Below are 24,262 nucleotides of genomic sequence, written 5' to 3' on the forward strand. Positions count from 1 at the left end.
ACTGTCATGAAAAAGACCAAAATTGTTTGCACCATCGGTCCGAAAACCGAATCTGAAGAGATGCTGACCAAAATGCTGGAAGCCGGCATGAACGTGATGCGTCTGAACTTCTCCCACGGTGACTATGCGGAACACGGTCAGCGCATCCAGAACCTGCGCAATGTGATGAGCAAAACCGGTAAGAAAGCCGCTATTCTGCTGGACACCAAAGGCCCGGAAATTCGTACCATCAAGCTGGAAGGCGGCAACGACGTCTCATTGAAAGCAGGCCAGACCTTCACCTTCACCACCGATAAATCCGTCGTCGGCAACAACGAAATCGTTGCTGTGACCTACGAAGGCTTCACGTCTGACCTCACCGTCGGCAACACCGTTCTGGTGGACGATGGCCTGATCGGCATGGAAGTGACGGCTATCGAAGGTAACAAAGTTATCTGTAAAGTGCTGAACAACGGCGACCTTGGCGAGAACAAAGGCGTAAACCTGCCGGGCGTCTCCATCGCCCTGCCGGCGCTGGCTGAGAAAGACAAACAGGATCTGATCTTCGGTTGCGAACAGGGCGTGGACTTTGTCGCGGCCTCCTTCATCCGTAAACGTTCCGACGTCGTCGAGATCCGTGAGCACCTGAAAGCCCACGGCGGCGAAAACATCCAGATCATCTCCAAAATCGAAAACCAGGAAGGCCTGAACAACTTCGACGAAATCCTCGAAGCTTCTGACGGCATCATGGTTGCTCGTGGCGACATGGGCGTTGAGATCCCGGTTGAAGAAGTTATCTTCGCCCAGAAAATGATCATCGAAAAATGTATCCGCGCGCGCAAAGTGGTTATCACCGCGACTCAGATGCTGGACTCCATGATCAAGAACCCGCGTCCGACCCGCGCTGAAGCCGGCGACGTGGCCAACGCCATCCTCGACGGTACCGATGCAGTGATGCTGTCCGGCGAATCCGCGAAAGGTAAATACCCGCTGGAAGCCGTCACCATCATGGCCACCATCTGCGAACGTACTGACCGCGTGATGACCAGCCGTCTGGACTTCAATAACGACAATCGTAAACTGCGCATCACCGAAGCGGTGTGCCGCGGCGCGGTAGAAACCGCTGAGAAACTGGAAGCGCCGCTGATCGTTGTCGCCACCCAGGGCGGTAAATCCGCACGCGCTGTGCGTAAATACTTCCCGGACGCCACCATCCTGGCCCTGACCACCAACGAAACCACCGCTCGCCAGCTGGTGCTGAGCAAAGGCGTTGTGCCGCAGCTGGTGGAAGAGATCGCCTCTACCGATGACTTCTATCATCTGGGCAAAGATCTGGCGCTGAAAAGCGGCCTCGCGCGTAAAGGCGACGTGGTGGTGATGGTTTCCGGCGCATTAGTGCCGAGCGGTACCACTAATACGGCTTCCGTACACGTGCTGTAATAATTTACAGGTTAATTGGTTTTTTTTAATAAAGCGCCTCTCGGGGCGCTTTTTTTTATTCATTGATTAGCTCTTCCTATTAAAAATGCAAATCGGAATTTACTATTTAATAAGAGATTATCTAAGATGAATCCGATGGAAGCGCGCTGTTTTCACTCGCCTTTTTCAGCGATTTTGTCCAATTCGATGCTTCTTTGAGCGAACGATCAAAAATAAGTGCGTTCAGGTAAAAAAAATATTCTCATCCCAAAAAACTTTGTGTAATACTTGTAACGCTACATGGAGATTAACTCAATCTAGAGGGTATTAATAATGAATCGTACTAAACTGGTACTGGGCGCGGTAATCCTGGGTTCTACTCTGCTGGCTGGTTGCTCCAGCAATGCTAAAATCGATCAGCTGTCTTCTGACGTTCAGACTCTGAACGCTAAAGTTGACCAGCTGAGCAACGACGTGAACGCAATCCGTTCCGACGTTCAGGCTGCTAAAGACGACGCAGCTCGCGCTAACCAGCGTCTGGACAACCAGGCTCACTCTTACCGTAAGTAAGAGTTCTGGTAATAAAAATGGCGCACTCTGTGCGCCATTTTTTTTGCCCTCAGCATGAGGGCTACTGGGTAAGCAGGCTGTTGTCTGACGGCGTGTTCTGCGCCGACAGCGTAGCTGGCGCACTCCCCGTCCCCGTGGACACCACCACCGGATATCCCGCCCTTCTCGACATCGCTTTTTTCAGCTGTGCATCATCGACCGCTTTATCCTCTGCGAAGGCGTGAAACGCCGCAGGCAGCGTGTAGGCGATGGTCCGGGTGTTTTCCCCTTCCGTCTGCGAAAGCGGCCTGTGGACCTCGACATAGCGTTTACCATCCGGTTCGACGGCAAACTTCACCGGCTGATTGATAATCCGTACCGGCGTCCCGGTTTTCACCTGGTTGAACAGCGCTTTGATGTCATCGGCGTTCATTCGCATACAGCCTGAGCTGACGCGTAAACCGACGCTGTCCGGCGCGTTGGTGCCATGAATCAGATATTCGCCGTTGCCATAGGCCAGACGCAGCGCGTAGCGCCCCAGCGGATTGTACGGCCCGGCCGGGACCACCGCTGGTAACGTCACCCCTTTCTCCAGCGAACGCGCCCGAATGCCCGCGGTGGGCGTCCAGGTCGGGTTGGGGATCTTCTGCCCGATGCGGGTGGTCATCTCAGGCGTTTCCAGCCCTAACTGGCCGATACCCAGCGGATAGACCTGCACCTGATTCTCTCCCGGCGGGAAGTAATACAGCCGCAGTTCCGCAAGGTTGACGACAATCCCCTCTCGCGGTACGTCGGGGAGCAGCATCTGGGAGGGGATCAGGACCTGAGTACCTGGCTTCGGCTGCACCGGCGCGATGGTATCGTTGGCTTCGAGGATCAGCATCGCCGCGGTATCGAAATGGCGGGCGATCGCCTGCAGGTTGCGGTCTCCCTCCTGTACGGTCCAGTACTGGTTCTGGCCAATCAGCCGGCTGTTGGCGGGAGGAAGCGGGTAGTCGACGGCCCAGGCGGCCGAGGAGGCGCCAAGCGCGCTGAGAAGGGCTAAGGTGATCATCGTTTTGCGTTTCATACTGAGATTCCTTCTTTCGCTGATAAAACGCCAGGAGACTGAACGGCGGCAGGAGCAGAACCCCTACCGGACGTAACAGAATGAAATCTACCTGTTTATTCTAGCTAATATTTGCGGCTTTCGCGCGGATCGCACGGATCATGGCTTCAAGCCCTTGCGAGCGGGAAGGCGTCAGGTGTTGGGTGAGCGCCATTTTTTCAAACCACGGGCGCACATCGAACTCAGTGATGTCCTGGGCGGTCATCCGATCATAAAGGATAAACACCACCGCAATCAGCCCTTTGACGATCGCCGCATCGCTGTCACCGCGCAGGGTGATAACGCCGGAGGGGTCCTGCGCCATCACAATCCACACCTGGCTTTGGCAGCCCTGAATAATGTTCTGCACGCTATGTTCTTCCGGGCTTAGCGGCGCCAGCCGCTGGCCCAGCTCAATGATATAGAGATACTTCTCTTCCCAGTTGGCGCAACGGCTAAAATTGCGCAACAGTTTGTCTTTGTCTGGTAGTGTCGCCATCGTCACGTCCTTTACCCTAATAATTTGTGGATCCGCTGCAGGCCGGCCACCAGGCGGTCCACCTCTTCCGTGGTATTGTACATCGCCAGCGAGGCCCGACACATAGCCGGTACCTGATACCGGGCCATCAGCGGCATGGCGCAGTGGTGCCCGGTTCGCACGGCGATACCGTAGTTGTCGAGGAAGCTGCCGACGTCATAGGCGTGATGCTGGCCGAGGTTAAAGGCGATCACCCCTTTGCGCTGCGCCGGCCCGTAGAGGATCAGATCCGGCACGGCGCGCAGAGCCTCCAGCGCATAGCGCATCAGGGTCTGCTCGTACTCCGCGATCTGCGTCAGCCCCAGTTGGCTGACGTAGGTCAGCGCCGCGCCGAGGCCAATGATCCCCCCGGTATTCGGCGTACCGGCCTCAAAGCGCCACGGCGCCCGGTTCCAGGTGGTGCCTTCCGTCAGGCTGACGGTGGCGATCATCGACCCGCCGCCTTCCCATGGCGCCATCGCCTGCAGTAGCTCGGAACGGCCATAGAGCACGCCGATCCCGGTCGGGCCATACAGCTTGTGTCCGGAGAAGACGTAGAAATCGCACCCCAGCGCCTGCACATCTACCGGGTGGTGCATCACCGCCTGAGCGCCATCCACCAGCACTTTCGCGCCATGCTGATGCGCAAGGGCAATCAGCGCCGCCAGCGGGTTTTCCGTCCCCAGCACGTTGGAGACCTCGGTTATCGCCAGCAGGCGGGTGCGCGTGTCAAACAGTCCCGGGACAACATCCAGTTGCAGGGTGCCGTCCGGGTTCAGGGGGATCACCCGCAGCTCAGCCCCGACGCGGGCGCACAGCATCTGCCACGGCACAATGTTGGCGTGGTGCTCCATTTCGCTGATGATGATGTTATCCCCGGCGCCGACGTTGGCGTTTCCCCAGCTGTTGGCCACCAGGTTGATACCCTCGGTGGTGCCGCGGACGAACACCACTTCCTCCGCCGACCCGGCGTTAAGGAAGGTGGCCGCCTGCTGACGCACGGCTTCCATCCGCGCGGTGGCTTCCGCGCTGAGGGTATGGATGCCGCGGTGCACCGCCGCGTAGCCGTGGCGATAGAATTCCGCTTCGGCGCCGATCACCGCCTCCGGCTTCTGGGCACTGGCGGCGCTGTCGAGATAGGCCAGCGGCTGACCGTTGACCTCCCGGTTCAGTACCGGAAAATCGGCGCGAACCCGTTCTACTGAAAATGTCATACAGTGCCTCCCGGCAAACGCAGTCCAATCCGCGCCAGCACCTGCTCTCTGAGCGCATCGCTGCGGATAGCCTCGGTGAGCTCGGCGGCGAAGGCGTAGAGGATCATCTGCTGCGCCGCCTGCTGTTCGATACCGCGCGAGCGCAGATAGAACAGCTGTTCTTCATCAATGCGCCCGACGGTCGCCCCGTGGCTGCATTTCACGTCATCGGCGTAAATCTCCAGCTGCGGTTTGGTGTCGACCTCCGCCAGCCGCCCAAGCAGCAGATTGTTATTGGTCATCTGGCCGTCGGTTTTCAGCGCGTGCGGCGCGACGTTGATCAGCCCGTTAAACACCGCCCGCCCCTTATCGCTGACGATGGTTTTGTGCAGCTGGCGGCTGTTGCAGTAGCCAACCTGATGGTCGAGCCAGGTGCGGCTGTCGCAGACCTCATTTTTCACCGGCATCGCCAGCGAATTGAGGCGCAGATTGCTGTTTTCACCGCCCAGGCGGGTGCTGGTGTGATGACGCAGCACCTGCCCGCCGAGCAGGAAACTGCTGCTGAAAGCCGAGGCGTCGCGGCCCAGCAGCAGGTCGTTATGGGCGAAGTGGTAGCTGAGCGCGTTCTCAAACGCCAGCTTGATATGCTGGAGGTGCGCGTTATCGGCCACCGTCATGGTCAGTCGCCCGCCGGTGAAGTGCGGCTGCTCATTGAGGCTCAGGTAATGTTCGACCACGGTCGCCTCCGCCCCGCTTTCCAGCGCCAGGTGATGGCGATAGTGGGCGGTATTCAGCGCATCGCCGGCCAGACCGCGGGTGATATGCATCAGCAGCAGCGGCTTATCCAGGCGGCGGTTGCGCGGTACGCGAAGGCGGGTCACCGTCTGCGCCAGGCTTTCGGTCAGATGGAGAAACACCTCCGGATGCAAAGCATCCGGCAGATGCTGGCGTTGGTTATCGACGCTGACCTCCACGCCGCTGGCGGCGAGATCGTCGCTCAGCTCAGGATGATAGCGGCCATCGATAAACACCAGCCGCCAGGCGTCCAGCGGCAGCGCCAGCGCATCACGCTGTTCAGCGCTGAGCGATGCCCCCTCGTCGGCGACAAAGTGACCGTTCAGTAGCGCATCCAGCGGGGTGTATTTCCAGTCCTCGTGCTTACGTGTCGGCAGCCCCAGGCGCAGCAGCTGCTGCAGATGCTGGGTGGCCTCCGCCGTACGCTGGCCGCCCTGCGCTTCAAACAGGTGGTGCCATTGCTGCAGCGCGTTACTGCTGTTCGGTAAGCCAGCCATAGCCCTGCTCCTCCAGCTGTTTGACGAGGGTGAAATCCCCCGACTTCACGATCCGCCCCTGATACAGAACATGGACGTAGTCCGGCTTGATATAGTCAAGAATGCGCTGATAGTGGGTGACAATGATGAAGGCGCGTTTGCCGTCGCGTAGCGAGTTGACACCTTCCGAGACAATCTTCAGTGCATCAATATCCAGCCCGGAATCTGACTCATCAAGAATGCACAGCTCCGGCTCCAGCACCGCCATTTGCAGAATATCGTTACGCTTTTTCTCACCGCCGGAGAAGCCAACGTTCACCGAGCGGGTCAGCAGATCTGCCGGCATCTGCAGCAGCCTGATTTTCTCTTCCATCAGATCCTGGAAGTCGAAGCGATCCAGCGGCTCCTGGCCGCGATAGTTGCGCACGGCATTCAGCGCGGTCTGCAGGAAGAACTGGTTGCTGACGCCGGGAATTTCCACCGGATACTGGAAGGCCATAAAGATACCTTCTCCGGCGCGATCTTCCGGGGCAAGTTCCAGCAGGTCTTTACCCTTAAATTCGACGCGCCCGCCGGTCACCTCGTAATCCTCACGCCCGGCCAGGGTGGCCGAAAGCGTACTTTTCCCCGAGCCGTTTGGCCCCATAATGGCGTGGACCTCCCCCGGGCGCACCTCAAGGTTCAGCCCGCGCAGGATCGCTTTATCTTCGACGGCGACGTGTAAATCTTGAATACTTAACATCTTTTTTCCTTAATTATCAGCCGACGCTATGTTCAAGGCTAATGGCCAGCAATTTTTGCGCTTCGACGGCGAACTCCAGCGGCAGTTCGGAGAAGACGTCTTTACAGAAACCGTTGACGATCATCGAGATGGCATCGTCTTCGCTGATCCCACGCTGCAAACAGTAGAACAGCTGATCTTCGCCAATACGCGAAGTGGTCGCTTCATGTTCCAGCTGGGCGCTGTTGTTGCGGCATTCCACATACGGGAAGGTATGCGCCCCGCAGTCCGGGCCGATCAGCATCGAATCGCACTGGGTGTAGTTGCGGGCGTTAGTCGCGGTCGGCATGATTTTGACCAGCCCGCGATAGCTGTTCTGGCTGTGTCCGGCGGAGATCCCTTTCGAGATGATGGTCGAGCGGGTGTTCTTGCCGATATGGATCATTTTGGTGCCGGTGTCCGCCTGCTGGTGACCGCTGGTCAGCGCTACCGAGAAGAATTCGCCGATCGAGTTATCGCCGCGCAGGATGCAGCTGGGGTATTTCCAGGTGATGGCCGAGCCGGTTTCCGACTGGGTCCATGACATCTTGCTGTTCTCCCCTTCGCACAGCGCGCGCTTGGTGACGAAGTTGAGAATGCCGCCGGTGTTGTTGTCGCCGGGGAACCAGTTCTGCACCGTGGAGTATTTCACTTCCGCATCTTTATGAATGATGACTTCAACGACCGCCGCATGCAGCTGATAGCTGTCGCGCACCGGCGCCGAGCAGCCCTCAATATAGCTGACGTAGCTGCCTTCATCGGCCACCAGAATGGTGCGTTCAAACTGCCCGGTCTTTTCGGCGTTGATGCGGAAATAGGTCGACAGCTCCATCGGGCAGCGGACGCCCTTCGGCACATAGATAAAGGTGCCATCCGAAGCCACCGCGGCGTTCAGCGCGGCGAAGAAGTTGTCATTGCCTGGCACCACGGTACCCAGATACTTTTTCACCAGTTCCGGATGGTCGTGGATCGCCTCGCCGAAAGAACAGAAGATGATCCCCTGCTCCGCCAGCTTTTCGCGGTAGGTGGTCGCCACCGACACGGAGTCGAATATGGCGTCCACCGCCACCTCGCGCCCTTCACGTACCGGCACGCCCAGCTGGTTAAAGGCTTCTTCCACCTCGCTGGTCAGGAAGGTGTTGGCCCCGGTCTGCTGCACCGCGCCCGGCTCTGAAGCGCAGGTCTCATCGCAGTTGCCGCAGGAGGGGGCGGAATAGTAGCTGTAGTCCTGATAATTCAGCTTATCGTAATGCGCCTTCAGCCAGTGCGGCTCCTCCATCTCCAGCCATGCCCGGAAAGCATTGAGCCGAAACTCCAGCATCCACTGCGGCTCATTGCGACGGGCGGAAATGGCCCGGACCACCTCTTCATTAATCCCTTTGGCCAGCTCATCGGTCTGCAGCCGGGTGAAAAAGCCCTCTTTATAATTGAGCGGGCCGCCGGTCCAGGTTTTGACATCGTCAGTTGCTTCAGTATTACGCGACATAGTTACTCCGCCTGCACCCCAAAACTTTCGCCACAGCCGCACTCGTGCTGCGCTTTCGGGTTATGAAATTTAAAGATTTCATTTAAACCTTCCCGGACGTAATCGAGCTCCGTGCCGTCAATGAACGGCATCGCCTGCAGCGGCGCCCACAGTTTCGCCCCGTCATGTTCAAAGAGCAGATCGTCGGCTGCCGGCTCGGCAATCATTTCGAGCACATAGCCAAAACCGGCGCAGCCGCTGGTTTTTATCCCCAGCCGCAGCCCTTTTTTGTCCGGTTGCTTGCGCATCAGATCGCGAATATGCGCGGCAGCGGCCGGCGTCATGGTCAGTCCCTGCCAGCTAAAATCGGCGGGATTAAAGGTTCCTGCTTGTACTTCCATCGATAGACCTCCAGGTTGGCGCCATCAAGGCATACCGCCATGTTAGTGATAATGATTATCACTTCAACCCATCTGCAGCAGGGGTATTGCCCCATTTAGCGCTTTTTATAAGCATAGACCCTCGCCCGGGGATTATCAGGGTGTGCAGGGTGAACTTAATCTTTTGATTTATAATATGTTATTCTGAAATCGTTCTATATTCGCACGCAATGGTAAAGATGTATCGAAAATACCGATTTATGCAATAGCAGATGACCCGGTTCCTGTTTATCGCACAGCCTGGAGAAGGAAAAATGACAGTGTCACCTAAAGGCCAACAAGGCCGAGAAGGCGCAGGTCCGGTGGTCAGGATAAGAAAGCGCCAGTCCGTGACGCTTTCGGAAAGCAACAATCGCCGCTCGCCAGGCCGCGATCCAGGGAATGAAAACTGTGATGAAACGGGTAAATGGATTGCCAGGCAGGGTCGCGGTTGGCTAGGTGCCTTTTCTGACCAGCCGGGCGGCCTGAACAAAAACCTCATCTTCCACCCCGTCCCCCTTCTGTCTGCCCAGTCTCACCAGTTCATCCACGATACTCCCCTGATTAATCTGCTTCTGTGTAGCCACTAAGCTAATGACCGCCGCGCCGATGGCCATGCCAATCAATGCCGTTTGTTCATCTTTATCTTTCATGGTGTCGCTCCGTCTGTCCTCCAGAGAAAGGCTAGCAAAAGATACCACCAGCTCAATTTCAAATTCATCTTCTTTACACCTCCCGGAAAACGCAGGCGCCGCGCTGACCTCTCCTTCCCCCTGGTGGCGATGGCGCAAAGCGCTGTCGCCTCATACCGGGTCTTTATTTTGCCAGCTTCACGTTGCGCGGAAATAAATAAAAATAACGCGCGCGCCGAAGAGTAAAAAAAGGAAATAACAGCCTCAGCGATAAAACCAGATTATTCCAGCAGGGAATAGCTGGGATGCTAATATTTCATTTCCCCACCGGTTTTTAGAAGCCTATAGTTTTTTTGCCTGCAGAACATCCACTTAGGTTAAAAGACATAAGGACATAATAATGATTGTTTCAGCCCCCAGCGATTATCGCGAAGCCGCTCGTCGCCGTCTGCCCCGCTTCCTTTTTGATTATATTGACGGTGGCGCGGTGGCGGAAAATACCATGAACGCCAACGCCACCGAGCTTGCCTCGGTAGCCCTTCGCCAGCGCGTGCTGTGCGGGGCGGGCGAACCGACGCTGGCCACCACGATCCTTGATGCTTCATGGGCGATGCCCGTGGCGCTGGGGCCCGTCGGCGCCACCGGGATGTACGCCCGCCGCGGCGAAGTTCAGGCGGCCCGCGCCGCCTCCCGCGCCGGGATCCCGTACACCCTGTCCACGGTGTCGGTCTGCTCGATTGAAGAGGTGGCGAGCCAGGCCAGCGGCGCACTCTGGTCCCAGCTGTACGTGCTGAAAGATCGCGGCTACATGCGTAATGCGCTGGAGCGCGCGTGGGCCGCCGGCATGAAAACCCTGGTATTCACCGTCGATATGCCGATCCCCGGCTCGCGGTATCGGGATAATCGATCAGGCATGTCCGGGCCGCACGCCACCCTGCGACAGTATCTCCAGGCCTGTACTCATCCACGCTGGGCAATGAGCGTCGGGCTGGCGGGCAGGCCCCTGTCGTTCGGTAATATCGAAGCCTACACCGGCCACAAAATGACCATGGACGACTACATGGGGTTCATCAGCAACAACTTCGACCCGTCCATCGCCTGGCACGATCTGGAGTGGATCCGCGACAGCTGGCAAGGGAAATTAATCATCAAAGGGATCCTCGATGCCGACGATGCGCGCAATGCCGTGCGCCTCGGTGCCGATGGCATTGTGGTGTCGAATCATGGCGGCAGACAGCTCGATGGCGCCATCCCCACTGCCCGGGCGCTACCAAGGGTGGTGGATGCGGTCGGCGACGATCTGACGGTGCTTGCTGATTCCGGGGTGCGCTCCGGCGTGGACGTCATTCGCCTGCTCGCACTCGGCGCGAAGGGTGTGCTGCTCGGGCGGGCCTATATTTATGCCCTGGCCGCGGCGGGCGAAGCGGGCGTGGCGCATCTGCTGCGCTTATTTGCCGAGGATATGAAGGTCACCATGACCCTCACCGGCGCGACCTCGCCATCGGCCATCAGCCTCGATTGCCTTGACCGCCTCGAACAGGATCAACATCGCACTCATGCGGTGCCGGTATCCTTACCCGCCTGACGCTGCCCGGGGCCGGGCCTGACCGCGTTTATCGGCCAGGTCCGGCAAGAGGGAATTACCCCTGCGGGTGCAGCGCCGGCTGTTGCACTGCGTCAGCCGGGTGCTGAGGTCGGATGCGGAACCAGATCGCGTACATGGCCGGCAGGAAAATAAGGGTCATGATGGTTCCCCCCAGCGTCCCGCCAATCAGCGTATAGGCGAGCGTTCCCCAGAAGACCGAATGGGTGAGCGGAATGAACGCCAGGATCGCCGCCAGCGCGGTCAGCAGAACCGGGCGGGCGCGCTGCACCGTCGCCTCCACCACCGCGTGGAACGGATCGAGCCCTGCCTGTTCGTTGTGGTGGATTTGGCCAATCAGGATCAGCGTATTGCGCATCAGGATCCCCGACAGGGCGATCAGGCCCACAAGAGCATTGATGCCAAACGGCTGATTGAACAGCAGCAGTGTCGGCACCACGCCAATCAGCCCCAGCGGCGCGGTCAGGAAAACCATGACCATCGCCGACAGCGAACGCACCTGCAGGATAATGATCAGCAGCGTGAGGGCGATCATGATGGGAAATAACGGCACCATCGCCCGCGTGGCTTTGCCTGACTCCTCGATCGACCCCGCCGTCTCGATGCGATACCCCGGCGGCAGCGAGTCGATAATGGGCTGCAGCGATTTCATCAGCGCGGTGGAGACATCCGGCGGCTGCAGGGTATCCGCGACATCTCCGCGGACGGTGATGGTCGGCGTGCGATCGCGACGGCGAAGCAGCGGGTCCTCCATTCTGATCGACACGTCGCCAATCTGTGACAAGGGAACCCGCTGCCCGCCGCTGCCCACCAGGGTGAAGTCGGCGATTTTCGCCGGATCCAGACGGATATCGCCCGCCGCGCGGCCGATGACCTGCACGGCGCGAATATCTTCCCGAACAGTGGTGATGGGGATCCCTGACAGCAGGAACTGCAGCTGCTGGGCGACGGACTGGGAGCTGAGTCCGCTCGCCTGCAGCCGGTCCTGATTGAGGCTGAAATGCATCACCGGCACCCGCGAACCCCAGTCGCTATTGACGGTGCGCATCAGCGGACTGGCCTGCAGCACCGATTTAACCCGTTCGGCGATGTCGAGCAAGGTGTGCGGATCGGGCCCCATCACCCGCCAGGCAACCGGATAGGGCGAATAAGGGCCAAAGACCAGCTGAGTGACGCGCACCCGCGCTTCCGGCGCCAGGCCATTGGCCACCGCCTCCCGCAGCCGCCGCTTGAGCGCCTCGCGGGCGTCCTGACCGTCGGTCAACACCACCAGTTTGGCAAAGGAAGGATCGGGCAACTCCGGGGCCATCGCCAGGTAAAAGCGCGGCGCGCCCTGGCCGATATAGCTGGTGACAATCTTCGCCTCCGGCTGCTGCTGCAGCCAGTGCTCAATTTTCGCCGTCGCGGCGCTGGTCTGGATAATCGACGACCCGTAAGGCATCTGTACTTCAACCAGTACTTCCGGACGATCGGAGGTGGGGAAAAACTGCTTTTTCACCACGCTCATTCCCAGTATCGCCACCATAAACAGCACCACCACGCTGGCGGCCACGCGCCATTTGCGGGCGATAACCCGGGTCAGCAGCCGACGGAAACGCTGATAGCGTGGGGTGTCATACAGCGCGGCGTGGCCTGCCGCCGCGGGCTTTCTGTCCGGCAACAGGTGCACCCCCAGCCAGGGGGTAAAAATCACCGCCACGATCCAGGAGGCAATCAGCGCGATACCGACGATCCAGAACACGTTGCTGGCGTACTCCCCGGCGGTAGACTGCGCAAATCCATTGGGCATAAAGCCCACGGCCGTCACCAGGGTACCGGCCAGCATGGGCGCCGCGGTATGGCTCCAGGCATAGGCGGAGGCTTTGAGGCGGTCGTACCCCTCCTCCATTTTGACCACCATCATTTCGATGGCAATGATGGCATCATCCACCAGCAGGCCCAGGGCGAGGATCAGCGAGCCGAGAGTGATGCGGTCGAAGTTTTTGCCGGTCGCCTCCATCACCACAAACACCACGGCCAGAGTTAAAGGCACCGCCGCCGCGACCACCACCCCCACGCGCCACCCCATGCTGACAAAGCACACCGCCATCACCACCAGCAGGGCGACAAAGAATTTGATCATGAACTCATCGACTGCGGCGCTGATATTCACCGACTGATCGGTCACTTTGGTCAACGACATGCCGAGCGGCAGGCTCTGATTGATGCTGGCCGTTTCGGCGTCGAGCGCTTTCCCCAGCGCCAGACCATTCCAGCCCTCGCGCATCACCACCCCCAGCAGCAGCGCCGGTTCGCCCTGATTGCGGATCAGGAAGGTCGCGGGATCTTCATACCCTCGCTCAACCGTGGCGACATCGGCCAGTTTCAGCGTTCTGCCCCCGGCAATAATCGGCGTGTCGCGGATCTGCTGCAGGCGGTCGAACGCCCCGTCGAGGCGGATAAAGATCTGCCCGCCCCGGGTCTCAATGGCCCCGGCGGCGGTCAGCACATTCTGGCTGTTCAGCGCGGCAAAAATCGCCTCTGGCGAAAGGCCCAGGGTGGCGAGACGATCATGAGAAAAGGAGAGATAAATGCGCTCCGCCTGTTCGCCGAGGATATTCACTTTTTTCACTCCGGGTACATGCAGCAGCTGCTGGCGCAGGGCTTCAGCGTCACGCACCAGCTGCCGCGGCGGCTCTCCCCGCGCTTTCAGAGCAAAGAGGGCAAAGGTGACATCGGCGAATTCGTCATTCATCATCGGGCCGGAGACGCCGGCAGGCAGGTTTTTCGCCTCATCCCCGAGCTTTTTGCGCGCCTGATAAAACTGCTCCGGCACCTCGGACGGCGGGGTCTGATCCTGCAGCGATAACGTGATCAACGCCATACCAGGGCGGGTATAGGTCTCCGTGCGATCGTACCACTTCAGCTCCTGGAGCCGTTTTTCCAGCGGCTCGGCGACCTGATCCTGCATCTCCTGCGCGGTGGCGCCGGGCCAGACGGTAATGACCGTCATTTGCTTGACCGTGAAGGGCGGATCTTCCGCCCGCCCGAGTCCGAAGAACGCCACCAGCCCGGCGACGGAGATGAGGATAATCAAAAACAGGGTCACCGACCGCTCGCGGACGGCCAGCGCGGAGAGATTAAAACGCCCGGCGCTCATGGCTGGCTCCCGGCGGCATTATGCTCGCGTCGTTCCGCCAGACGCACCGCCTCGCCCTGGTGCAGAAGATGGGCGCCCAGGGCGACGATGGGCTCGCCGGGCTTCAGCGGGCCGGTCACCCGCGCCGTTTCATCATTCAGGCCGAGCACGGTCACCGGTTGCCAGGAGACGGTGGCCGGACGCGAGGCAATGCGCCAGACGCCAGGGCCGTTGCCCGGATCGTAGACCGACGCCAGAGGCACCTCCAGCACCTGGCCTGGCGCCTGGTCGCTGCCGATACGCAGGGTCACGGTAGACCCCAGCGGCGCATTCGCCAGCGCCCCGTTCAGCACATAGCGCGCTTCAAAGGTGCGGGTGGTGGCGTCAGCCGCGTCCGAAAGCAGTCGCAGGGTCGCCGTGACCGGCTGAGATTCGCTGCCATAGCGTGTCGCCAGCGCCTCGCTGCCGACCGCCGGGCGCAGCGTCTCCGGAAGCTGCACCCGCGCTTCGCGCTGCCCCGCCCGCGCCAGGCGGATCACCACCTGTCCGGCGCTGACCACCTGCCCCGGTTCGGCAAGCGTTTCCACCACCACGCCGTCAGCGTCCGCCAGCAGTCCGGCATAGCCGGTGGCGTTTTGCGCCACATTGGCCTGCGCCTGGGCCGCGCTGAGGTCGGCTCTCGCCGCCTCTGCCGCTGCGTTAACCTGGTCGAATTCCGCGGCCGAGACGGCGCCGCTCGCCACCAGGCCGCGATAGCGGGCCAGATCGTTGGTCGCCTTTTTGGCTCGCGCCCGCGCGGCATCCACGGCCCGCTGTTGAGACTGCGCCTGCAAGGTTAAATCAGCCGGATCCAGACGCAGCAGCAGTTGACCGCGCTTGACGCTCTGCCCGGTCTCCACCAGTCGGGCAAGGATTTTTCCCGATACCCGGAAGCCGAGATCGCTTTGGGTACGAGCGACCACCACGCCGGTAAAGGCCCGCGCGCTGGCCTCCGCGCGCTCGACGGTCGCCACCCGGACCAGCGGCGGCCGGGTGCGGGGATCGTCATGATCGGCAGGTTCGCCGCAGCCCGCGAGGGCCAGCGGCAGGAGGCAGACGGCAAGATGGACGGCATTGAGCCTGAGCATGGGTCACCTTAATGAAAAGACCGGACAGTGACCGCATTCTCAGACGAGTGACCAATAAAGTCAATAGTCACTAATCAGGGGGAGAGGCTTCTCAGGATCAGGGAGGCAAGCAGCACCGCCGCGGTGGGCGCAGTGTCGAGATTGTATTGCAGTTGCACCGGGTTGATGAAAGGACACATCACCATATAGACCGCCAGGGTTGCCTCATCCAGCGGGGTTTTGCGCTCGAACTCACCCGCCTGGCGGCCTTCGACAAGGATTTGACCAATCAGCTGCTGCAGATGACCGGCATACTGTTCCGTTGAAGGCCATTTATCGCGCGCTGCGACGGCGGCGATGTCGTACAGTTTGCGATCCTCGAAAAACAGTTCACTGCCGGCCTCGGTCAGTGCCCGGAACAGGCGGCGCAGTTTCTCGCTGGCGGACGGCGCATCGGCGATAGCCGCGCTGACGGCCACCATGATCTTCTCCAGCCGGCTGGCGCAAATCGCCTCGCCAATCGCCTGCTTGGAGTCAAAGAATTTATAGATATAGGCTTTGGAAAAGCCTATCGCTTTGGCGAGATCGGTGACCGTCGTTTTCTCATAGCCATAGCGACTAAAGTGCGCCATGGCCGCGTCAAGAATCTGGTCCCGAACGCTGTGGTCATGGGGACCACGGCTTGCAGGGGTGGGGGTATTTTTCGTCATCCGTTTAGCTTAATGCGATCGCTATCGTTTGACAACGAGTGACGTTATTATGATTTGGTCACAATAACACCCCGCTCTGTGATCCTCTTGCCGCGTTACGCCTCACCCGCCTCTTGGTTTATCGCGCCGGCGGGCAGACAACCCATGCCTTGCAGCGTCTGAAGCACCGCGCTGTCGAGTGGGGTATGCGGCTCCGCACCTAAAAAATCAACCAGTTTATCGTTGCGCAGGCGTACCGGCAGACGCCAGAGATAGTGCATCTCGACCATTTCCCGCAGGGTGGCGTTAAAGGGCGCCGCCAGCTTTACCAGCCACCAGGGAAAAGACTTCACTGCCGCTCGGCCGCCATAGCGGGCGACCACCCGCTGGATCGCCTGACTCATTTCGCTGCCGTCCGGGTCCCAGTGGCCCTGCATATGAAAACGAGCAAACGGCTCAAGCTCATGCCTGCGGGCCAGCAGCGCGGCGATGGTGTCGGCGACGTCGGGCAGATAAGCCCACTGATGCCCGACGCCGATCGCCCCCGGGCGGCTAATGACGCGGGGAAGCTGACCAGGCTTGACCAGCCCCTGAGAAAACCAGTTATTTCCGGCGCGTGGACCAAAAAAATCGCCCGCCCGAACAATCAACGCCCGGCCACCACGCTGCACGTAATCCTCCAGCGCCTGCTCCATCTCTACCCGAATAGCGCCTTTACGGGTCACCGGTTGCTGAGGGGCCGCTTCATCAATCAGCGGAAAGGCATCCGGTCCATAGTTGTAGACCGTGCCGGGCAGAACAACTAACGCCCGCTGTTGTTCGGCGGCCTGCAGGGTGTTGTGCAGCATGGGCAGTACCTGCTGCCGCCAGTGCCGGTAGCCCGGCGGATTGACCGCATGGACGATAACGTCGCAACCGGCAGCCGCCGCGGCAACCTGCCCGGCATTCAGCGCGTCGCCGGCTATCCACTGCATGCCATCTGCGGGACCGCGAATCTGAGCGCCGCGCTTCAGCGCCCGAACCTGCCAGTTGTCCGCCACCAGCCGGCGCGCCACTTCCCCGCCAATCCCCCCGCTTGCTCCCAGAATAAGTACTTTGCCGCTGCTGTTCATCCTCTTTCCCCGTTCGCTAATGGATGCTTGACAGCCTACCTGCCGCTCATATCAAATGAAATTGCATACCATCATCGAGCAGCTATACATTTTTGTATGAATACCTCTATTCCCTGGGAGTGGTACCGAACCTTTCTCGCCGTCCTGCAGGAAGGTTCCTTATCGGGCGCATCACGCACCCTGAACATCACCCAGCCGACGGCGGGGCGCCATATTGCCGGGCTGGAGGCCGCGCTCGGCCAGGCCTTATTTACCCGCTCGCAGACCGGCCTGCTGGCGACCGACGCGGCGCTGGCGCTGCGGGTGCACGCCGAGGCGATGGACAATACCGCCCGGGCGCTGGAACGCACGGCGGCTAACTTTAGTCGCGACCGAACCGAACTGCGTGGCGTGGTGCGGGTGGCCGCCAGCGAGGTGGTCGGCGCCGAGGTGCTGCCGCCGCTGGTTGCCCGGCTCAGGCAGGCGTGCCCGAATATCGTCATCGAACTGATGCTCTCCAATCGGTTTCAGGATCTGCTTCACCGGGAGGCGGATATTGCGGTGCGGATGGTCGCCCCGCAGCAGGAGCAGCTTATCGCCCGCCGTCTCGGCAGGATCGAGCTTGGGTTACATGCCACCGCCGCCTACCTGACGCGCCAGGGCCTGCCCGCTACCCTCGACGATCTGGCCAGCCACGCGCTAATTGGTTTCGATAGCGCCACCCCACTTGTTCGCCGGGCCCTGCAGGCTTACCCCCGTTTTCAGCGCGAAGCCTTCGCGATGCGGACCGATAGCGACCTCGCCCAGTTGAGCCTGATCCGCGCCGGGGCGGGGATCGGCATCTGCCAGGTGCCCCTTGCGGATGGCATTATTCCCCTGCAGCGAGTACTGGCGGCCGACTTTTCCCTGAATCTCGATACCTGGCTGGTAATGCATGAGGATCTGCGCCACAGCCCTGCCTGTAAGCGGGTATTTGATTTTCTCGCCCAGGGGTTGCAGGCGTATATTCGTGGCCCACTGGCGAGCTGACCCGCCCCATCGCGCGGGCATTTCATTGCCTGCCGAAATAGTCACTCATTGACACTGTAAATATGGCATTGTATAAAACCCCGCCCCAATAATGAGTTTCATTTGCATTACTCCCATTTGCTGGTCATCCACTCGCCTGTTTACAAGGATAGCGTTTAATGAAGAAGGTCCTCTGCGCGTTAGGCTTGATGTTCACCGCCGTCAGTTCCGCGCTGGCAACAACCTACCCCCTGACGATTGAAAACTGTGGCTATCAGGAGACCTTCACCCGGCCGCCGGAGCGCGTGGTCGCGCTGGGGCAAAATACGGTCGAAATTCTGCTGCTGCTCGGGCTGCAAAAGCAGGTGGTCGCCAGCGCCTTCTGGCCGACCAGCGTTTTACCGCAGCTGGCTGAGCAAAACGCGAAGATTAAAACCCTGACGGTGGAAATTCCGAGCCTGGAATCCGTGCTGGCGCAAAATCCCGATTTCGTTCCCGCCCAGTTGCCGCTGCTGCTGGGGCCGGAAAGCAAAGTCGCCAGGCGTGAAGATCTCGCTACCGTCGGCGTAAACAGCTACGTCTCACCGGGGATGTGCGCCACCAAAAAGGCCACCGGCGATATGTACGGCAGCCGGCAAAAGCTGTGGGATATGACCTGGCTGTATCAGGAAATTAGCGATTTTGCCCGCATTTTCAACGTCGAAGATCGTGGTCAGGCGCTGATTGCCGATTTCAAAAAACGTGAAGCCGACCTGCGCCAGGAGTTTGGTAAAAGCAAAAAGGATCTCTCCTTCGTCTTCTGGTTCTCCAGCGCCTCACCTTCGGCCGATGCCTATGTTGGCGGCAAAAACAGCGCCTCCGGATTTATCGCCAGTGTGCTGGGCGGACATAATGCGATTACCTCCGAAACCGAGTGGCCCACGGTGAGCTGGGAGAGCATTATTGCCGCCAACCCGGATGTGATCGTGGTCTCCAGCCTGGATCGTAACCGCTGGGCGCTGGATAAGGCCGAGGAGAAGATCAAATTCCTCAAAAGCGATCCCGCCGTCAGCCAGCTGGAGGCCGTGAAAAAAGGCCATATCGTGGTCATGGACGGTCAGGCGATGAACCCGACCATCCGCACGCTTTATGGCGCGGAACAGGTGGGCGAACAGCTGAGAAAAATGGGGCTGAACTGATGAGCGTCGCCGTGCTTCAGACGCGCCGCAGCATGCTGCTCACCGGCTGGTGTTTACTGGCCGTGATCGTGCTGGCGCTGGTGATAGCGGTGGGCGTCAGCGTCGGCGAGCTGGCCATCCCGCTGCAGAATGTCTTTTACGCTATCAGCAACAGAACCGGCTTAACCGCTGAGCCTCTCAACCGTATCTATGAGAGCGTGATCTGGGATTTCCGCCTCAGCCGCGCGCTGGTCGCCGCCTGCTGCGGCGCAGGCCTCGCTATCTGCGGCGTCGTGCTGCAAAGCCTGCTGAAAAATGCCCTCGCGGAACCCTACGTCCTCGGCGTCTCCGCCGGGGCCTCCACCGGCGCGGTGTCGATCGTGGTGCTGGGCCTTGGCGCTGGCGCGATTTCCCTCTCGGCTGGGGCCTTTGCCGGGGCCTTCGCCGCCTTCGCCTTTGTCGCCTTGCTGACTAACGGCGCGCGCGGCGGCAATGAGCGTACGATTCTGGCGGGCGTTGCCGCATCGCAGTTATTTAACGCCATCACGGCTTACACCATCAGCACCTCCGCCAGCGCGCAGCAGGCGCGCGATGTGATGTTCTGGCTGCTGGGCAGCTTCAGCGGCGTCCGCTGGCCCGAATTCCAGCTGGTCATCGTGGTGGTGCTCGCGGGCCTGGCGGTCTGTCTGTGGTATGCCCGGGCGCTGGATGCATTCACCTTCGGCGATGATGCCGCCGCCTCGCTGGGGATTGCCGTGCCACAGGTACGCCTGATCCTCTTCACCACCGCGGCGCTGATCACCGCCACCATCGTCAGTATGGCCGGCTCGATCGGCTTTGTCGGCCTGGTGGTGCCGCACGTGATGCGCTTCTTCTTTGGCCCGCTACACCGGACGTTGCTGATCGCCAGCGCGCTGGCAGGGGCGATCCTGATGGTGCTGGCGGACATTGCGTCGCGCCTGCTGATTGCCCCGCAGAGTCTGCCCGTTGGGGTGGTAACCGCCCTGTTTGGGGTGCCTTTCTTTGCCGTGATTATCTACCGCTCAAGGAATAAGTGATGAGTATTTGCGCTGAAAATATCACCTGGAAGGCAGGCAAAAAGGTCATCGTCAATAATGTCTCGCTGCGGGTGTCGCGCGGCGAAACGGTCGGACTGCTGGGGCCCAACGGCTGCGGCAAATCCTCGCTGCTGCGCGTTCTGGCGGGCCTGCGCCGCCCGGATGCGGGTCGCGTCACCCTCGACGGCCAGGACATCACCCGGATGGCGAAAAAGCAGCTCGCCCGCCGCGTGGCTTTCGTCGAGCAACACGGCATGACCGAGGCCAATATGCGGGTGCGCGACGTCGTGCGCCTGGGGCGCATTCCCTACCACTCCCCGTTTTCAAACTGGAGCGCTCAGGATGATGAGGCGATCACCGCCGCGCTGCAGCGGGTGGCGATGCTGGAAAAAAGCGAGCAGGGATGGTTAAGCCTCTCCGGCGGCGAGCGGCAGCGGGTGCATATCGCCCGCGCGCTGGCGCAGAGCCCGAGCGAAATCCTGCTGGATGAGCCTACCAACCATCTGGATATACACCATCAGATGCAGTTAATGCAGTTGATCAGCGAGCTGCCGGTGACCAGCATTGTGGCCATTCACGATCTTAACCATGCCGCGATGTTCTGCGATTCGCTGATCGTGATGCAGCAGGGGCAGATCCTCGCCAGCGGGACGCCGGAGGAGATTTTGTCCGAAGCGCTGCTGTGGGACGTTTTCCGGGTGAAAACCAAAATCGAGATCTCCCCTTACCACGGTAAAAAACACATTCATTTCATCGTTTAGGTTGGGCGGATATGCCTCTCTTCTCCCTGCGCCCTGCGGCAACCCTCTGGCCTCCCGTGTTACTGGGAAGTCAGTTCGTTTTTAATATTGGCTTTTACGCGGTCGTTCCTTTCCTCGCCCTCTTCCTGCGCGACGACATGCTGCTCTCGGGGGGACTTATCGGCCTGATCCTCGGGCTGCGCACCTTCTCTCAGCAGGGCATGTTTATCATCGGCGGGACGCTGGCCGACCGCTATGGCGCTAAGGCCATCATCCTCGCCGGCTGCGTCGTTCGCGTCGCCGGTTATCTGCTGCTGGCGTGCGCTACGTCGCTGTGGCCCATTATCCTCGGCGCCTGCCTGACCGGCGTCGGCGGCGCTCTGTTTTCCCCGTCGATCGAGGCCCTGCTGGCGCGGACCGGTACCCACAGCCAGGCCAACGGGAAACGCAGCCGCGCCGAGTGGTTTGCGCTGTTTGCGGTGTGCGGTGAGCTGGGGGCGGTTATCGGCCCGGTGGCCGGAGGGCTGCTGAGCGGGATCGGCTTTCGGCATATCGCCCTCGCCGGCGCGGGAATCTTTCTCCTGGCGCTGCTGGTGCTCTTTTTCTGTCTGCCCGCCGACGGGCACACGACAACAACGCGCAGACGAGTCCCATGGTGGACGCCTTTGCGCCAGCCGCGCTTTGTCGCGTTTATTCTCGCCTACAGCTCCTGGCTGTTGAGCTACAACCAGCTGTACCTCGCCCTGCCGGTGGAGATCCAACGTTCCGGCGGTCGTGAGCAGGATCTGGCGCCGCTCTTTATGCTGGCCTCGCTGTTGATTATCACCCTGCAGCTCCCTCTCGCCCGCTTCGCCCGACGAATTGGCGCCGTGCGCATCCTGCCGGTGGGCTTTCTGCTGCTGTCGGCTTCTTTTGTCAGCGTGGCGTTATTTGCCGCCACCCCGCCCGCCGAAGGCTGGCTGCGATTATTGCCGTCGGCCTGCTTTGTCACGCTGCTCACCCTCGGCCAGATGTTGCTGGTGCCCTCAGCCAAGGATCTGATCCCGCTGTTCGCTGAGGAGTCGACGCTGGGCGCCCACTACGGGGCGCTCGCCACCGCGGGGGGTTGCGCGGTGTTAGCCGGAAATTTACTGCTCGGTCATTTGCTTGACCAGGCGCTCACCCCCTCGCCGCAGGCGGTTTATCCCTGGCTTCTGCTGGCGCTGTTTCCGCTGTGCAGTGCCGTCGCCCTGCGGACGATCTGCCGCCCGCTGGCGGCAACATGACGCTGAGCGGGCAACAGCCCGCTCAGGAGGTGAACCGGCGATGAGTGACACCGCCAGAGGAAGATAACGGGAATGCGCCCCGCCTTACTTTGCCGCCAGCTCGCGGCGAACGATCTCGGCGCCGGCGCTCAGGGCATGCAGTTTGCCGGTCGCGACATGGCGCGGCAGCGGCGCCATACCGCAGTTGGTGGACGGGTAGAATTTGTCGGCATCGACGAACGCCAGCGCCTTGCGCAGGGTTTCAGCCACCTCTTCCGGGGTTTCGATAGCATGACTGGCGACATCGATCGCCCCGACCATCACCTTTTTACCGCGGATCAGTTCCAGCAGATCCATCGGCACCCGCGAGTTGTGGCACTCGAGAGAGATAATATCGAGGGAGGATTTCTGCAGCTGCGGGAAGGCCTCCTCATACTGTCGCCACTCAGAACCCAGCGTTTTTTTCCAGTCGGTATTCGCCTTGATGCCGTAGCCGTAGCAGATATGCACCGCCGTTTCACACTTCAGCCCTTCGGTCGCTCTTTCTAAGGCGGCGATCCCCCAGTCGTTGACTTCATCAAAGAAGACGTTGAAGGCCGGCTCATCGAACTGAATAATATCGACTCCGGCGGCCTCTAACTCTTTCGCTTCCTGATTAAGGATTTTGGCGAACTGCCAGGCCAGCTTTTCCCGGCTTTTATAGTGGTTGTCATACAGCGTGTCGATCATGGTCATTGGGCCTGGCAGCGCCCATTTGATCGGCTGACTAGTGAGCTGACGCAGATAGCGCGCGTCCTCCACGAAGACCGGTTTCTGGCGCTCCACGGCGCCCACCACGGTTGGAACACTGGCCTCATAGCGGTTACGAATTTTCACGATCTCGCGTTTGGCAAAATCAACGCCGCTGAGGTGCTCAATAAAGGTGGTGACAAAGTGCTGCCGCGTTTGCTCGCCGTCGCTGACAATATCGATCCCGGCACGCAGCTGGTCGTCGAGGGACAAACGCAGGGCATCGCGCTTGCCGGCCAGTAATTCCTCGCTGGACAGTTTCCAGGGCGACCACAGGGTCTCTGGCTGCGCCAGCCAGGACGGTTTCGGTAAACTGCCGGCGGTCGATGTCGGAAGCCATGTTTTCATAATAAGTAGCCTTTTATTTTGGTTTAGCAAAGCGCGAAGTTAGCAGACCATTGCTCAAGCAACGTCTTGTGCGGGTTGATAAAATGTTGTTGTGTAAATTTACCCTGCTCTATCGCCAACAGGCTGCGCTCTTCCCGGTCATAAACAATTTTTGTTAATGAATGATCCAGGTGGTTGAGATTGGGTTGATAGTATTGCCCCGCCGCGGAATTGGCATTGTAGATCTCCGGGCGGTATATTTTCTGGAACGTCTCCATCGTGCTGATGGTCGCGATCAGCTCCAGGCTGGTGTAATCGCTGAGCAGATCGCCGGTAAAATAAAAGGCTAACGGCGCGACACTGTGCTTCGGCATAAAATAGCGCACCTGCAGGCCCATTTTGCTGAAATAGCGCTCCGTCAGCGACACGCCTTCCTGAGCATATTCAATGCCGAGGACCGGATGTTCATTACCGGTACGCCGGTAAACATCTTTGCTGGAGACGCTCAGGCAAATCACCGGCGCCTTGCTGAAGCTGGCCTTATAGGCGCTGGATTGCACGAAATCCTTAAAGATATTGCCATGCAGCTCGCCAAAGTTATCGGGCACGCTAAAGCTACCCCGGTTTTTATTATGTTCCAGCAGCAGCACGCTAAAATCATAATCCCGCACATAGGAGGAGAAGTTATTACCGGCGATACCGGCATGGCGCTCTCCGCTCTTTTTATCGACAATATGCGTTTGCAGGATCTCTATCACCGGGAAGCTGGCGCCATCCTGAGCAATATTCATCTCGACAGAAATAATATCCAGTTCCACCGCATAGCGATCGTTATGAGGATTATCCCAGTGCGCCAGGGTATTAAACCGGTTATTCATCATGATTAACGTATTGCGCAGATTTTCCTGACGGTTCTCCCCTCTGGCTAAATTGGCAAAGTTGGTGGTAATACGCGTATTTTCCGCGGGGTTATAGTTTTCATCAAAACGACTGCGCTTAATCGTATAGGTAAATTCGTTAGTCATGGCGATTGTCCATTCT

At 59.7% G+C, this 24,262-nt stretch carries 22 protein-coding genes; 8 read left to right on the top strand and 14 right to left on the bottom strand.

The genetic code is table 11. The features are described 5' to 3' along the window. The first annotated feature begins 6 nt into the window (after positions 1-6). Positions 7-1,419 (top strand): pyruvate kinase PykF, encoded by a 1,413-nt coding sequence (gene pykF / locus AS136_RS13655; protein WP_012541397.1) that lies wholly within the window; start codon positions 7-9, stop codon positions 1,417-1,419. A gap of 312 nt (positions 1,420-1,731) precedes the next feature. Next, complete coding sequence (locus AS136_RS13660; RefSeq protein WP_007374746.1) at positions 1,732-1,968, top strand: major outer membrane lipoprotein; 237 nt, start codon at positions 1,732-1,734, stop codon at positions 1,966-1,968. Between the two features lie 61 nt (positions 1,969-2,029). On the opposite strand, the gene ldtE is transcribed toward AS136_RS13660, so the two are convergent. The 8 genes from ldtE to AS136_RS13700 all read right to left on the bottom strand — a co-directional run bounded on the left by ldtE (position 2,030) and on the right by AS136_RS13700 (position 9,312). Next, positions 2,030-3,016 (bottom strand): L,D-transpeptidase LdtE, encoded by a 987-nt coding sequence (gene ldtE, locus AS136_RS13665; protein ID WP_012541396.1) that lies wholly within the window; start codon positions 3,014-3,016, stop codon positions 2,030-2,032. A gap of 100 nt (positions 3,017-3,116) precedes the next feature. Next, on the bottom strand, positions 3,117-3,533 hold the full coding sequence (gene sufE, locus AS136_RS13670) for a cysteine desulfuration protein SufE (RefSeq protein ID WP_023322835.1): 417 nt from the start codon (positions 3,531-3,533) through the stop codon (positions 3,117-3,119). A gap of 11 nt (positions 3,534-3,544) precedes the next feature. After that, complete coding sequence (sufS, locus tag AS136_RS13675) at positions 3,545-4,765, bottom strand: cysteine desulfurase SufS (protein ID WP_016161294.1); 1,221 nt, start codon at positions 4,763-4,765, stop codon at positions 3,545-3,547. Further along, a complete protein-coding gene (gene sufD, locus AS136_RS13680) occupies positions 4,762-6,036 on the bottom strand; it encodes a Fe-S cluster assembly protein SufD (protein WP_016161295.1) in 1,275 nt (424 codons plus the stop codon). The genes sufS and sufD overlap by 4 nt, the downstream gene beginning before the upstream one ends. Then, entirely contained in the window at positions 6,011-6,757 is a 747-nt protein-coding gene (gene sufC / locus AS136_RS13685; protein ID WP_004184415.1) for a Fe-S cluster assembly ATPase SufC, read from the bottom strand. The genes sufD and sufC overlap by 26 nt, the downstream gene beginning before the upstream one ends. Positions 6,758-6,773: 16 nt before the next feature. Further along, positions 6,774-8,261 (bottom strand): Fe-S cluster assembly protein SufB, encoded by a 1,488-nt coding sequence (sufB, locus tag AS136_RS13690; protein WP_016161296.1) that lies wholly within the window; start codon positions 8,259-8,261, stop codon positions 6,774-6,776. Positions 8,262-8,263: 2 nt separating this feature from the next. After that, a complete protein-coding gene (sufA, locus tag AS136_RS13695; protein WP_008804464.1) occupies positions 8,264-8,641 on the bottom strand; it encodes a Fe-S cluster assembly scaffold SufA in 378 nt (125 codons plus the stop codon). A gap of 473 nt (positions 8,642-9,114) precedes the next feature. Beyond that, a complete protein-coding gene (locus AS136_RS13700) occupies positions 9,115-9,312 on the bottom strand; it encodes a hypothetical protein (RefSeq protein ID WP_004203090.1) in 198 nt (65 codons plus the stop codon). A 379-nt stretch (positions 9,313-9,691) separates the two neighbouring features. On the opposite strand from AS136_RS13700, the gene lldD reads away from it, so the two are divergent. Beyond that, the gene (gene lldD, locus AS136_RS13705; RefSeq protein ID WP_032741146.1) at positions 9,692-10,876 is read left to right on the top strand and encodes an FMN-dependent L-lactate dehydrogenase LldD; all 1,185 of its coding nucleotides are present in this window, start codon (positions 9,692-9,694) and stop codon (positions 10,874-10,876) included. 55 nt (positions 10,877-10,931) lie between these two features. Here the strand turns inward: lldD and AS136_RS13710 are convergent, their stop codons facing one another. The 4 genes from AS136_RS13710 to AS136_RS13725 all read right to left on the bottom strand — a co-directional run bounded on the left by AS136_RS13710 (position 10,932) and on the right by AS136_RS13725 (position 16,919). After that, complete coding sequence (locus AS136_RS13710; protein WP_044612661.1) at positions 10,932-14,033, bottom strand: efflux RND transporter permease subunit; 3,102 nt, start codon at positions 14,031-14,033, stop codon at positions 10,932-10,934. Further along, positions 14,030-15,139, bottom strand: coding sequence for an efflux RND transporter periplasmic adaptor subunit (locus AS136_RS13715; RefSeq protein WP_063266802.1), 1,110 nt, complete (start codon positions 15,137-15,139; stop codon positions 14,030-14,032). The genes AS136_RS13710 and AS136_RS13715 overlap by 4 nt, the downstream gene beginning before the upstream one ends. 74 nt (positions 15,140-15,213) lie before the next feature. Further along, complete coding sequence (locus AS136_RS13720) at positions 15,214-15,828, bottom strand: TetR/AcrR family transcriptional regulator (protein WP_004143215.1); 615 nt, start codon at positions 15,826-15,828, stop codon at positions 15,214-15,216. A gap of 95 nt (positions 15,829-15,923) precedes the next feature. After that, positions 15,924-16,919, bottom strand: coding sequence for an NAD-dependent epimerase/dehydratase family protein (locus AS136_RS13725; RefSeq protein ID WP_048330413.1), 996 nt, complete (start codon positions 16,917-16,919; stop codon positions 15,924-15,926). Between the two features lie 96 nt (positions 16,920-17,015). Here AS136_RS13725 and AS136_RS13730 point away from each other — a divergent pair, with 96 nt between their 5' ends. The 5 genes from AS136_RS13730 (at position 17,016) to eitD (ending at position 22,126) form a co-directional block, all read left to right on the top strand. Next, positions 17,016-17,927, top strand: coding sequence for a LysR family transcriptional regulator (locus AS136_RS13730; RefSeq protein ID WP_012541385.1), 912 nt, complete (start codon positions 17,016-17,018; stop codon positions 17,925-17,927). A gap of 158 nt (positions 17,928-18,085) precedes the next feature. Then, positions 18,086-19,084: a siderophore ABC transporter substrate-binding protein EitA gene (gene eitA / locus AS136_RS13735; protein WP_012541384.1), complete on the top strand. Its 999-nt coding sequence runs from the start codon at positions 18,086-18,088 to the stop codon at positions 19,082-19,084. Then, positions 19,084-20,121, top strand: coding sequence for a FecCD family ABC transporter permease (locus tag AS136_RS13740; RefSeq protein WP_023322838.1), 1,038 nt, complete (start codon positions 19,084-19,086; stop codon positions 20,119-20,121). Before eitA ends, AS136_RS13740 begins: the two co-directional genes overlap by 1 nt. Then, the gene (gene eitC / locus AS136_RS13745; protein WP_023322839.1) at positions 20,121-20,882 is read left to right on the top strand and encodes a siderophore ABC transporter ATP-binding protein EitC; all 762 of its coding nucleotides are present in this window, start codon (positions 20,121-20,123) and stop codon (positions 20,880-20,882) included. Before AS136_RS13740 ends, eitC begins: the two co-directional genes overlap by 1 nt. Before the next feature lie 11 nt (positions 20,883-20,893). Beyond that, positions 20,894-22,126, top strand: coding sequence for an MFS transporter EitD (eitD, locus tag AS136_RS13750; RefSeq protein WP_023322840.1), 1,233 nt, complete (start codon positions 20,894-20,896; stop codon positions 22,124-22,126). 84 nt (positions 22,127-22,210) lie between these two features. Here the strand turns inward: eitD and AS136_RS13755 are convergent, their stop codons facing one another. Both AS136_RS13755 and AS136_RS13760 read right to left on the bottom strand, forming a co-directional pair. Then, a complete protein-coding gene (locus AS136_RS13755; protein ID WP_063266803.1) occupies positions 22,211-23,242 on the bottom strand; it encodes a methionine synthase in 1,032 nt (343 codons plus the stop codon). 23 nt (positions 23,243-23,265) lie between these two features. After that, complete coding sequence (locus tag AS136_RS13760) at positions 23,266-24,246, bottom strand: DUF1852 domain-containing protein (RefSeq protein WP_008804452.1); 981 nt, start codon at positions 24,244-24,246, stop codon at positions 23,266-23,268. Positions 24,247-24,262: the final 16 nt, after the last annotated feature.

The organism is Klebsiella sp. D5A (genome assembly GCF_001620885.1).
GTDB classification, from domain to species: Bacteria; Pseudomonadota; Gammaproteobacteria; order Enterobacterales; family Enterobacteriaceae; genus Klebsiella; species Klebsiella variicola.

What these genes read in the sequence shown, in the direction of transcription:
- sufA (WP_008804464.1), bottom strand. Translation starts at nt 8,641, where the DNA reads ATGGAAGTACAAGCAGGAACCTTTAATCCCGCCGATTTTAGCTGGCAG.
- sufE (WP_023322835.1), bottom strand. Translation starts at nt 3,533, where the DNA reads ATGGCGACACTACCAGACAAAGACAAACTGTTGCGCAATTTTAGCCGT.
- eitD (WP_023322840.1), top strand. Translation starts at nt 20,894, where the DNA reads ATGCCTCTCTTCTCCCTGCGCCCTGCGGCAACCCTCTGGCCTCCCGTG.
- AS136_RS13660 (WP_007374746.1), top strand. Translation starts at nt 1,732, where the DNA reads ATGAATCGTACTAAACTGGTACTGGGCGCGGTAATCCTGGGTTCTACT.
- eitA (WP_012541384.1), top strand. Translation starts at nt 18,086, where the DNA reads ATGAAGAAGGTCCTCTGCGCGTTAGGCTTGATGTTCACCGCCGTCAGT.
- sufD (WP_016161295.1), bottom strand. Translation starts at nt 6,036, where the DNA reads ATGGCTGGCTTACCGAACAGCAGTAACGCGCTGCAGCAATGGCACCAC.
- lldD (WP_032741146.1), top strand. Translation starts at nt 9,692, where the DNA reads ATGATTGTTTCAGCCCCCAGCGATTATCGCGAAGCCGCTCGTCGCCGT.
- sufC (WP_004184415.1), bottom strand. Translation starts at nt 6,757, where the DNA reads ATGTTAAGTATTCAAGATTTACACGTCGCCGTCGAAGATAAAGCGATC.
- pykF (WP_012541397.1), top strand. Translation starts at nt 7, where the DNA reads ATGAAAAAGACCAAAATTGTTTGCACCATCGGTCCGAAAACCGAATCT.
- AS136_RS13710 (WP_044612661.1), bottom strand. Translation starts at nt 14,033, where the DNA reads ATGAGCGCCGGGCGTTTTAATCTCTCCGCGCTGGCCGTCCGCGAGCGG.
- sufS (WP_016161294.1), bottom strand. Translation starts at nt 4,765, where the DNA reads ATGACATTTTCAGTAGAACGGGTTCGCGCCGATTTTCCGGTACTGAAC.
- AS136_RS13760 (WP_008804452.1), bottom strand. Translation starts at nt 24,246, where the DNA reads ATGACTAACGAATTTACCTATACGATTAAGCGCAGTCGTTTTGATGAA.
- eitC (WP_023322839.1), top strand. Translation starts at nt 20,121, where the DNA reads ATGAGTATTTGCGCTGAAAATATCACCTGGAAGGCAGGCAAAAAGGTC.
- AS136_RS13715 (WP_063266802.1), bottom strand. Translation starts at nt 15,139, where the DNA reads ATGCTCAGGCTCAATGCCGTCCATCTTGCCGTCTGCCTCCTGCCGCTG.
- sufB (WP_016161296.1), bottom strand. Translation starts at nt 8,261, where the DNA reads ATGTCGCGTAATACTGAAGCAACTGACGATGTCAAAACCTGGACCGGC.
- AS136_RS13720 (WP_004143215.1), bottom strand. Translation starts at nt 15,828, where the DNA reads ATGACGAAAAATACCCCCACCCCTGCAAGCCGTGGTCCCCATGACCAC.
- AS136_RS13725 (WP_048330413.1), bottom strand. Translation starts at nt 16,919, where the DNA reads ATGAACAGCAGCGGCAAAGTACTTATTCTGGGAGCAAGCGGGGGGATT.
- AS136_RS13700 (WP_004203090.1), bottom strand. Translation starts at nt 9,312, where the DNA reads ATGAAAGATAAAGATGAACAAACGGCATTGATTGGCATGGCCATCGGC.
- AS136_RS13740 (WP_023322838.1), top strand. Translation starts at nt 19,084, where the DNA reads ATGAGCGTCGCCGTGCTTCAGACGCGCCGCAGCATGCTGCTCACCGGC.
- AS136_RS13730 (WP_012541385.1), top strand. Translation starts at nt 17,016, where the DNA reads ATGAATACCTCTATTCCCTGGGAGTGGTACCGAACCTTTCTCGCCGTC.
- AS136_RS13755 (WP_063266803.1), bottom strand. Translation starts at nt 23,242, where the DNA reads ATGAAAACATGGCTTCCGACATCGACCGCCGGCAGTTTACCGAAACCG.
- ldtE (WP_012541396.1), bottom strand. Translation starts at nt 3,016, where the DNA reads ATGAAACGCAAAACGATGATCACCTTAGCCCTTCTCAGCGCGCTTGGC.